The organism is Micromonospora sp. NPDC052213 (assembly GCF_040679695.1).
GTDB lineage: Bacteria > Actinomycetota > Actinomycetes > Mycobacteriales > Micromonosporaceae > Micromonospora.
This window is the reverse complement of sequence record NZ_JBFAVI010000226.1, coordinates 1-9,115: the sequence shown is the minus strand read 5'-3', so window position 1 is coordinate 9,115 and position 9,115 is coordinate 1. Positions and strand designations below refer to the sequence as shown.

Genomic DNA, 9,115 nt, shown 5'->3' with positions numbered 1-9,115 from the left:
CGTCGCCGCCCCCGCGTCGCCCCCACATCCCCGGACACCCCCTAACCCCCCCACCACCCCCCCCGCCCGCCGCCCCCCGCGCCCGGGCCCAGCTCGCCGTTTCGGTCCGGCCAGCCGCCGTTGCGCCCGTCGGCCGGCGCCACTTCCGGCTCGACGGCCGGCGCGTCGAGCCGCCGGAACCGCTCGCGCCCGGCGTGGCGCCCGCCGGCTCCGACGAGCACTGACGGCAGGCCCGGTCGGCGCCGCCCGGACGTTCATCACATCATCTAGGCCTATGGATGGATTGTCCGCGTACGACCTGCTCAGGGGCGTGGTCGGCGGACGGGAGGTCGCGCCACGGCCGGTCGGGCGCGGGCCGGGCGTTCCGGCATACGAACGTACGGTTGCCGCGCCGCTTTCCGGCGCGCGACAGTACGCGACACCAGCGGTGCCATCGACGCCGCCGCTCCCCCGGCCACACCCTGAGGAGATCGCGATGGCTCTACGACTTGCCGACGGCACCGCCTGGTCCGACACCCTCGCCCGCGCGGTGGCCGCCGCGCCGGAGGCGTTCGGCGCCCCGGTCGACGGCGTCACCACGCTGCACAACCTCGTGCGCGGCGACTGGCACGCGGTGGGCACGCCCAGCCCGGTCCGCACCCCGGTCGACAACACCGTGCTGGTCAACCTGCCCCGCCTCGACGCGGAGACCGCCCGCGCCGCGGTCGCGCACGCCGCCGCCGCGCACCGCGCCTGGGCCGACACCCCGCTCGCCGAGCGCAAGGCCCGGGTCACCGACGCGCTGGACGCCCTCACCGCCCACCGCGACCTGCTCGCCCTGCTGCTGGTCTGGGAGATCGGCAAGCCGTGGCGGCTGGCCTGCGCCGACGTGGACCGGGCGCTGGACGGCGTCCGCTGGTACGTCGGCGAGATCGACCGGATGCTCGCCGACGGCCGGGAGCCGCTGCCCGGACCGGTCAGCAACATCGCGTCGTGGAACTACCCGATGAGCGTGCTCGTGCACGCGGAGCTGGTGCAGCTGCTCGCCGGCAACGCGGTGATCGCCAAGACCCCGTCGCAGGGCGGCGCGGTCTGCCTCACCGTCGCGCACGCGCTGATGCGCCGGGCCGGGCTGCCCGCCACGCTGGTGTCCGGCGGCGGCGAGGAACTCTCCGAGGTGCTCGTCCGGGCCCCGGAGGTCGGCGCGGTGGCGTTCGTCGGCGGCCGTTCCAACGGCGGCAAGGTGGCCGCCGCGCTGCTCGACTCCGACAAGCGGCACTTCATCGAGCAGGAGGGCCTCAACGCCTGGGGCATCTGGGACTTCTCGCAGTGGGACCTGCTCGCCGGGCACCTCAAGAAGGGCTTCGAGTACGGCAAGCAGCGCTGCACCGCGTACCCGCGCTTCGTGGTCCAGCGGGACCTCGTCGACGAGTTCCTCGACATGTACCTGCCGGTGGTGCGCTCGGTCCGGTTCGGACACCCGCTCGCCGTCGGCGACGACTGGACCGCCGGGGACCCGCTGCCCGAGCTGGACTTCGGCCCGCTGATCAGCGCCGCCAAGGCCGACGAGCTGCGCCGCAAGGTCGACGAGGCGGTACGCGGCGGCGCGGTGCCGCTGCACCGGGGCAAGCTCGCCGGCGCGCCGTTCCTGGACGGGCAGGACACGTCCGCGTACGTGGCGCCGTCGGTGCTGCTGGCCCCGCCCGGCCGGTCCCGGCTGATGCACGCCGAGCCGTTCGGCCCGGTCGACACCATCGTGGTGGTGGACACCACCGACGAGCTGCTGGCCGCGATGAACGCCTCCAACGGCGCGCTGGTCGCCTCGCTGGCCTGCGACGACGAGGAGCTGGCCGGGAAGCTGGCGGTGGACCTCCAGGCGTTCAAGGTGGGCATCAACAAGCCGCGTTCCCGGGGCGACCGGGAGGAGCCGTTCGGCGGCCGGGGCGCGTCCTGGAAGGGCGCCTTCGTGGGCGGCGACCTGCTGGTGCAGGCGGTCACCCAGGGCGGCGGCGGCCGCCTCTACGGCAACTTCCCCGACTACAGCAGCTACCCGACGACCTGAGGTGTAGGGAAGGGCCCCCTGTCGACGCCTGGCAGGGGGCTTCCCGCAGCGGAGGCGTCAACACGGTGCCCATCCCTGCACGGGGGCGCCGGCGGCGAGCGGGACGGTCACGGTCACCAGGCCACCGTCCCGCTCGGTCGGGGTCGGCCGGCCGAGCCGCCGCACGGTGCGCAGCATCGGGGCGTTCTCCGCGTGGACGTGCAGCACCAAGGCCGCGTACCCGGCCTGGTCGGCGTGCCGGACCAGCCGACGCAGCAGGGCCGAGCCGAGCCCCCGCCGCTGCCAGTCGTCGCGGACCAGCAGCGCCACCTCCGCCTCGTCACCCTCGGCGAGCAGGTTCGCCATCGCCAGCACCCTCTCCGCCGCCCCGGCGTCACCGCCGGCCGTGGCGAGCAGGGTCAGGCCCCGGGCCGGCTCCAGCAGCCGGCGCAGCCGGGCCGGCGAGGGCGCCGCCGCGCCGCCCAGGTAGCGGCGGAACCGGCTGCGCGCCGAACACGCCTCGTGCAGCTCGACCACGCCCGCCAGGTCGTCGGCACCCGCCGGGCGTACGGCCGCCTCGGTCCCGTCGGGCAGGACCAGGGTGACCTGCTCGGCGGCCCGACGTGCGGCCGTGGCCGACAGCTCCAGCAGGGCCTGCGCCCGGGCGTACTCGGCCGGGGTGAAGTCCGGGGCGGCGCGGCGCAGGGTGAACGCGCCGCCGCCCGGGTCGGCCAGCAGCATGGTGGTGCCGGTGATCCCGGCACCGGCGCCGGCCGGCGCGGGCCGCCAGGTGACCGTGTCCGCGCCGAGCAGGGCACGCAGCGCCTCCCCGGCCGCGTCCGGATCCCGCACGAGGCGGTTGGCCAGGCCGAGCACCCGGGTGGGCTGGTCGGCCAGCCCGCGCGCCTCGCTGCGCGCGACCCAGCAGTCCCGGCCCCGCCCCCGCTCCACGGCGGCGACGAGGTCGGCCTCGTCGAGCGCGTCCGGCGCGTCGACCAGGAAGTCGTCGACCGCGCCCCGCTCGGTGGTGTGCACCTGCACGGCGAGGATGTTGACCCCGCGCAACGCCAGGCTGGCCGTGAGCACGGACAGGTAGCCCGGCCGGTCGTCGACGGTCGCCCGGATCCGCCACAACGTCATGGTTGCCTCCCTTCCCGTACGACCCTCGCCGCCGGCTGTTGCGGGCCGGTTGCCCCGGGGTGACGGCCCGGATCGGCCGCCGCGACCTGCGCCACGGTGACCGCCGGGCGGGCCGGGCTCAGGGGTTCGCCGCCGCCGGCGGAGCCCCGACCAGGTCGAGCCGGTCGCCGAGGATCACCGCGCCGGCCCGGACGAGCTGCGCCAACCGGTCCACCTCGGTGGCGTGGAACCCCGCCGCGGCCGGCGTCCCGGTGCGCTCGCGGGCCACCACCAGCACCAGGCCGGCCCGGCCGAACGGCGCGACGGCGAAGTGTCCACCGTCGGGCGCGGTCGTCGCCCGGGCGCGCAGCGGGGTCACCTCGGGCAGCCGCGCCGGTACGGGTGCGCGCCAGCTCGCGTAGCCGACGGTCGCCTCCCCCGTGGTGCCGGTCCGCGCGGCCCAGTCCACGGGCACCACCGCGGCCACGGCCCAGTCGGCGGCGAGCAGCCCGGGCACGGCGTCGACCAGGGTGGCCACCCCCTCGGCGGGGTTCGCCGCGACCTGGGCCAGCAGTTCGGCGTCCTGCCCCGTGGTGGTGGGCGCGCCGATCGCCCGCCACACCCCGTCCACCCTGACCCCGGGGATCGCGGCCAGGCCGGCCAGCAGCCGCTCCACCCGCGCCGCGCCCGGCCAGACCACGGTGAAGTCGTCCACCGCCCGACCGCCGAGCCGCTCCAGGACGACCACCTGGACGATGTCCGCGCCGCACACGCCCATCGTGCGCGCCACCTGACCGAGCGTGCCAGGACGGTCCGGCAGGGTGACCCGAACTCGCAGCAACATGTCTGAACCCTCCGCTCGGCGGGCCGGCACCGCTGGCCGGCAGGCTGGGCACCAGCCTGACCCGCGGCCGTTTCGCCCCTGTTGCAGCGGCATGTCCCGAGGATCAAATCCGACCTTGACAACCTGACGGAGCTGCCATCAACTAGTCGGATGACCGAGCCGGCCGTCGACGCGTACGGGCCGGGAGACAGCCCCGCCCCCGCCACCTCGCCCCGCGGGTTGGATCTCGACCGGCTCGCCGGCTACCTGGCGCAGCACCGGCCCGAGCTGGCCGACGGTCCGCTGCGGGCCCGGCTGACCGCCGGCGGCAGGTCCAACCTGACCTACCTGCTGCACGCCGGCGGGCAGGAGGTCGTGCTGCGCCGCCCGCCGCTCGGGCACGTGCTGGCCACCGCGCACGACATGGCGCGCGAGCACCGGGTGATCTCCGCGCTGGCGCCGACCGACGTACCGGTGCCGCGGGCGCTGCTGCTGTGCGAGGACCCCGAGGTGATCGGCGCGCCGTTCTACCTGATGGAGCGGGTACGCGGCGAGGTGTTCCGCACCCGCGCCCAGACCGACCCGCTCACCGCCGGCCAGCGGCGGGAGCTGGCGATGGCGATGATGGACACCCTCGCCGCCCTGCACGCCGTCGAGCCGGCGTCGGTGGGGCTGGGCGACTTCGGCCGGCCGGAGGGCTACCTCGCCCGGCAGGTCCGCCGCTGGTCCGGCCAGCTCGACCGCTCCCGTAGCCGGCCGCTGCCCGGCATCGAGGAGCTGCGCGACCGGCTCGCCGCCACCGCGCCGGAGGGCGCCAACGCGGGCCGGATCGTGCACGGCGACTACCGGCTGGACAACCTCCTCGCCACCGTCGACCCGGTGGCCGTCCGGGCGGTGCTCGACTGGGAGATGGCCACCCTCGGCGACCCGCTGGCCGACCTCGGGCTGCTGCTGACCTACTGGGACGTGCTCGGCGGCAGCGACGCGGCCGCCGGCAACCCGGTCGCCGACGGGCTCGGCCCGCGCGCCGGCTTCCCCACCGGGTCGGAGCTGATCGAGCGGTACGCCGGGCGCGGCGACGTCGACGTCGGGCCGCTGCACTGGCACGTCGCGCTCGGCTGCTTCAAGCTCGCGGTGATCTGCGAGGGCATCCACTACCGGCACACGCTCGGGCAGACGCTCGGCGAGGGCTTCGACCGGATCGGCGACATGGTGGCACCGCTGGTCGAGCACGGGCTGACCGCCGCCGGGGAGCAGTGATGGACTTCGCGTACGACGCCCGAACGGAAGCGCTGCGGGCCGAGCTGACCGACTTCCTGGAACAGCACGTCCATCCCGCCGAGCCGGTGCACGCCGCGCAGGTCGCCGCCGCCGGTGACCCGTGGGCACGGCCGCCGGTGCTGGCGGAGCTGAAGGCCGAGGCGCGCAGGCGCGGCCTGTGGAACCTCTTCCTCCCCGACCCGCGCCACGGCGCCGGGCTGACCAACCTCCAGTACGCCCCGCTGGCCGAGCTGACCGGGCGCAGCCCGCACCTCGCGCCGGAGGCGGTCAACTGCGCCGCGCCGGACACGGGCAACATGGAGCTGCTCGCCGAGTTCGGCTCGCCGGAGCAGCAGGAGCGCTGGCTGCGGCCGCTGCTGGAGGGCGAGATCCGTTCGGCGTTCTGCATGACCGAGCCGGAGGTCGCCTCCTCGGACGCGACCAACATCGCCACCCGGATCACCCGGGACGGCGACCACTACGTGGTCAACGGGCGCAAGTGGTGGTCGTCGGGGGCGATGGACCCGGCCTGCGAGATCTTCGTCGTGATGGGCAAGACCGACCCGGGGGCCGACCGGCACCGCCAGCAGAGCATGATCCTGGTGCCGCGGGACACCCCCGGCGTCACGGTGCGCCGGGGCATGACCGTGTTCGGCTACAGCGACGCCCCGCACGGCGGGCACGCCGAGATCGACTTCACCGACGTCCGGGTGCCGGCGGAGAACCTGGTCGGGGCGGAGGGCGCCGGCTTCGCGATCGCCCAGGCCCGGCTCGGCCCCGGCCGGATCCACCACTGCATGCGGCTGGTCGGCATGGCGGAGCGGGCCCTGGAACTGCTCTGCCGGCGGGTGACCGAACGGGTCGCGTTCGGCCGGCCGCTGGCCGAGCAGGGCGTCGTGCGCGAGTGGATCGCCGAGTCGCGGGTGCGCATCGAGCAGGCCCGCCTGCTGGTGCTCAAGACCGCCTGGCTGATGGACACCGTGGGCAACAAGGGCGCGCACACCGAGATCCAGGCCATCAAGATCGCCACGCCGGCGATGGCCGAGTGGGTGATCGACAAGGCCATCCAGGCGTACGGCGGCGCCGGCGTCAGTCAGGACACCCCGCTGGCCGCCCTCTGGGCCCAGGCCCGCACCCTGCGCCTGGCCGACGGCCCGGACGAGGTGCACCGCGCCAGCCTCGCCAGGCGCGAACTCCGCCGCTACCCCCCTCCCCAGCCCTGACCCACCCACCCACCCACCGCGCTCCAACTTCATGATCAACGGCGCGGGCCGGGGGTCAGGAGGTGGCGCGGTGGATGAGGGTGGTGGTCAGGAGGAGGTGGGGGGACGGGAGGTTCTCGCCGCGGATGCGGGAGACCAGCAGGCGGGCCATCTGGCGGCCCATCTCCCCCACCGGCTGGAAGACCGTGGTCAGCGGCGGGTCGGACTGCCGGGCGATCGGGGCGTCGTCGAAGCCGACCACCGCCACGTCCTCCGGCACCCGCCGGCCCGCCTCGCGCAGCGCCCGCAGCGCGCCGAACGCCATCAGGTCGGAGGCGACGAAGACGGCGTCGAGGTCGGGGCGGACCTCCAGCAGCCGGCGCATCCCGGCCGCCCCGCTGCCCTCGCTGAAGTCCCCGTACGCGATCAGGTCGGGGTCGACCCGGCCCCCGGCGGCCTGGACCGCCTCCTGGTAGCCGGTCAGGCGGCCCAGGCCGGCGCCCATGTCCTGCGGGCCGGCGATGGTGGCGATGCGCCGCCGCCCCCGGCCGGCCAGGTGTTCCACCGCCTGGCGGGCGCCGCCGACGTTGTCCACGTCGACGTAGTACGCGGGCTGCGCGCCGGGACGGAGCATCCGGGCCGGCCGCCCGCCCAGCACGGTGGGCAGGCCGCGCTCCTCCAGCAGGGTGGGCAGCGGGTCGGAGTCGTGCAGCGACAGCAGCAGGACCCCGTCGACGTGCTGGTTGGTCAGGTGGTGCTCGACCCGCTCCCGCTCGATCGGCGACTGCACCATGGCGAGCCAGAGCTGCAACGGGGTCTCCAGCAGCCCCGAGCTGACGCCCCGGACGATGCCGGCGAAGAACGGCTCGGTGAAGACCCGGTCGCCGGACTCGGAGACGACCAGGGCGATGGAGTCGGTGCGCTGGGTGACCAGGGCGCGGGCGGCACGGTTCGGCACGTACCCCAGCTCGGCGATGGCCTGCTGCACCGCGGCGCGCGCCTCGGGGCTCACCTGCGGTGAGCCGTTGACCACCCGGGAGACCGTCCCGCGGCCGACGCCGGCGCGGGCGGCGACGGCGTCGAGGGTCGGGCGCCCGAGCGACCGGGTGCGCTGCGTTGTCATCGTCTGCTCCTCCGACGGCGGGCCGGCCCCGGCCCCGGCCCGGGTGGTTGCCGGGCCGCCCGTTGCTGGCTGGCCCTCGCCTATTGTGCGGCCAGACCGTTGCGTCGGATCACCTCGGCGTACCACCTGGCGCTGGACTTGGGGATCCGGGCCTGGCTGTCGTAGTCGACGTAGACCATCCCGAACCGCTTGGTGTAGCCCCAGGCCCACTCGAAATTATCCATCAGCGACCAGGCGAAGTAGCCGCGCAGGGGAACGCCGGTCTCGATCGCCTCGTGCGCGGCGCGCAGGTGGGCGTCGAAGTACGCCACCCGGTCGACGTCGTCGACCCGCCCGTCGACCACCGCGTCGACGAAGGCGGAGCCGTTCTCGGTGACGTAGAGCGGGAGGTCCGTGTATTCCTCGTGGACCCGGCGCAGCGTCTCCACCAGGCCCGGGGCGTCGATCTCCCAGCCCATGTCGGTGACCGGGACGCCCCGGGTGACGAAGCGGACGTCCTCGCTGCCCGGCCAGCAGGACGGCGCCCGCCGGTACGGCTCCGGCTCGGCGCCCGCCACCGGGGCGGCGACGACGTGGCGGCTGTAGTAGTTGACGCCGACCAGGTCCAGCGGGGTGGCGATGGTCGCCAGGTCGGCCTCGCGCACGTGCCCGAAGTCGGTGACCCGGGCGAGGTCGGCCGTCAGGTCCGCCGGGTACGACCCGCGCAGCAGCGGGTCGAGGAAGAACCGGTTGGCCAGCCCGTCGATGCGCCGCGCGGCGTCGACGTCGGCGGGCGTGTCGCTGGCCGGGGTGACCGGGTAGAGGTTGACCGTCACCCCGACCTCGGCGGCCGGCCGGGCCGCGCGCAGCGCCCGCACGGCGAGGCCGTGGCCGAGCATCAGGTGGTGCCCGGCCCGGACGGCGTCCGCCCCGTCGGAGCGGCCCGGCGCGTGCGCCCCGGAGCCGTAGCCGAGGAACGCCGAGCACCACGGCTCGTTCAGCGTGGTCCAGTAGCGCACCCGGTCGCCGAGCGCGTCGGCGACCAGCGTGGCGTAGTCGGCGAACCGCGCGGCCGTGTCCCGGGCCGGCCAGCCGCCCGCGTCCTCCAACGGCTGCGGCAGGTCCCAGTGGTAGAGGGTGAGCCAGGGCTCGATCCCGTGCGCCAGCAGCTCGTCGACGAGCCGCCGGTAGAAGTCCAGCCCCTCCGCGTTGGCCGGGCCGGAGCCGCCCGGCTGCACGCGGGGCCAGGAGACCGAGAACCGGTACGACCTCAGCCCCAGCTCGGCCATCAGCGCGACGTCCGGCCCCAGCCGGTGGTAGTGGTCGCAGGCCACGTCGCCGGTGTGCCCGGCGACCACCCGGCCGGGGGTGTGGCTGAAGGTGTCCCAGATCGACGGGGTCCGGCCGCCCTCGGCCGCCGCGCCCTCGATCTGGTACGCGGCGGTCGCCGCGCCCCAGAGGAAGCCGGGCGGGAAGGTCAACGGCGGGGGGGGGGGGGGGGGCCCCCCCCCCCCGGGGGGGGGGGGGGTTGTAAAGAAAGGTAGGGCGCCTCCAATAAAACCCCCCGGTGGGCGGGCACCGGCCCAACA

General features: G+C 75.7%; 7 protein-coding genes. 3 read left to right on the top strand and 4 right to left on the bottom strand.

Translation table 11 applies throughout. The features are described 5' to 3' along the window. The first annotated feature begins 475 nt into the window (after nucleotides 1–475). Nucleotides 476–2,041 carry an aldehyde dehydrogenase family protein gene (locus AB0L34_RS31160; RefSeq protein WP_363708927.1) on the top strand — a complete coding sequence of 522 codons (1,566 nt, stop codon included), beginning with the start codon at nucleotides 476–478 and terminating at the stop codon, nucleotides 2,039–2,041. Between the two features lie 57 nt (nucleotides 2,042–2,098). Here AB0L34_RS31160 and AB0L34_RS31155 read toward each other — a convergent pair whose 3' ends face one another. Both AB0L34_RS31155 and AB0L34_RS31150 read right to left on the bottom strand, forming a co-directional pair. Next, nucleotides 2,099–3,160 (bottom strand): GNAT family N-acetyltransferase, encoded by a 1,062-nt coding sequence (locus AB0L34_RS31155; RefSeq protein WP_363708925.1) that lies wholly within the window; start codon nucleotides 3,158–3,160, stop codon nucleotides 2,099–2,101. Between the two features lie 118 nt (nucleotides 3,161–3,278). After that, on the bottom strand, nucleotides 3,279–3,983 hold the full coding sequence (locus AB0L34_RS31150) for an amino acid-binding protein (RefSeq protein ID WP_363708924.1): 705 nt from the start codon (nucleotides 3,981–3,983) through the stop codon (nucleotides 3,279–3,281). A 150-nt stretch (nucleotides 3,984–4,133) separates the two neighbouring features. On the opposite strand from AB0L34_RS31150, the gene AB0L34_RS31145 reads away from it, so the two are divergent. Both AB0L34_RS31145 and AB0L34_RS31140 read left to right on the top strand, forming a co-directional pair. Continuing rightward, a complete protein-coding gene (locus AB0L34_RS31145; protein ID WP_363708922.1) occupies nucleotides 4,134–5,222 on the top strand; it encodes a phosphotransferase family protein in 1,089 nt (362 codons plus the stop codon). Then, nucleotides 5,222–6,445, top strand: a complete 1,224-nt coding sequence (locus tag AB0L34_RS31140; protein ID WP_363708920.1) for an acyl-CoA dehydrogenase family protein — start codon at nucleotides 5,222–5,224, stop codon at nucleotides 6,443–6,445. Before AB0L34_RS31145 ends, AB0L34_RS31140 begins: the two co-directional genes overlap by 1 nt. 55 nt (nucleotides 6,446–6,500) lie before the next feature. Here the strand turns inward: AB0L34_RS31140 and AB0L34_RS31135 are convergent, their stop codons facing one another. Both AB0L34_RS31135 and AB0L34_RS31130 read right to left on the bottom strand, forming a co-directional pair. After that, nucleotides 6,501–7,547, bottom strand: coding sequence for a LacI family DNA-binding transcriptional regulator (locus AB0L34_RS31135; protein WP_363708918.1), 1,047 nt, complete (start codon nucleotides 7,545–7,547; stop codon nucleotides 6,501–6,503). Nucleotides 7,548–7,627: 80 nt separating this feature from the next. Further along, nucleotides 7,628–9,007 (bottom strand): GH1 family beta-glucosidase, encoded by a 1,380-nt coding sequence (locus AB0L34_RS31130; protein WP_363708916.1) that lies wholly within the window; start codon nucleotides 9,005–9,007, stop codon nucleotides 7,628–7,630. Nucleotides 9,008–9,115 lie beyond the last annotated feature (108 nt).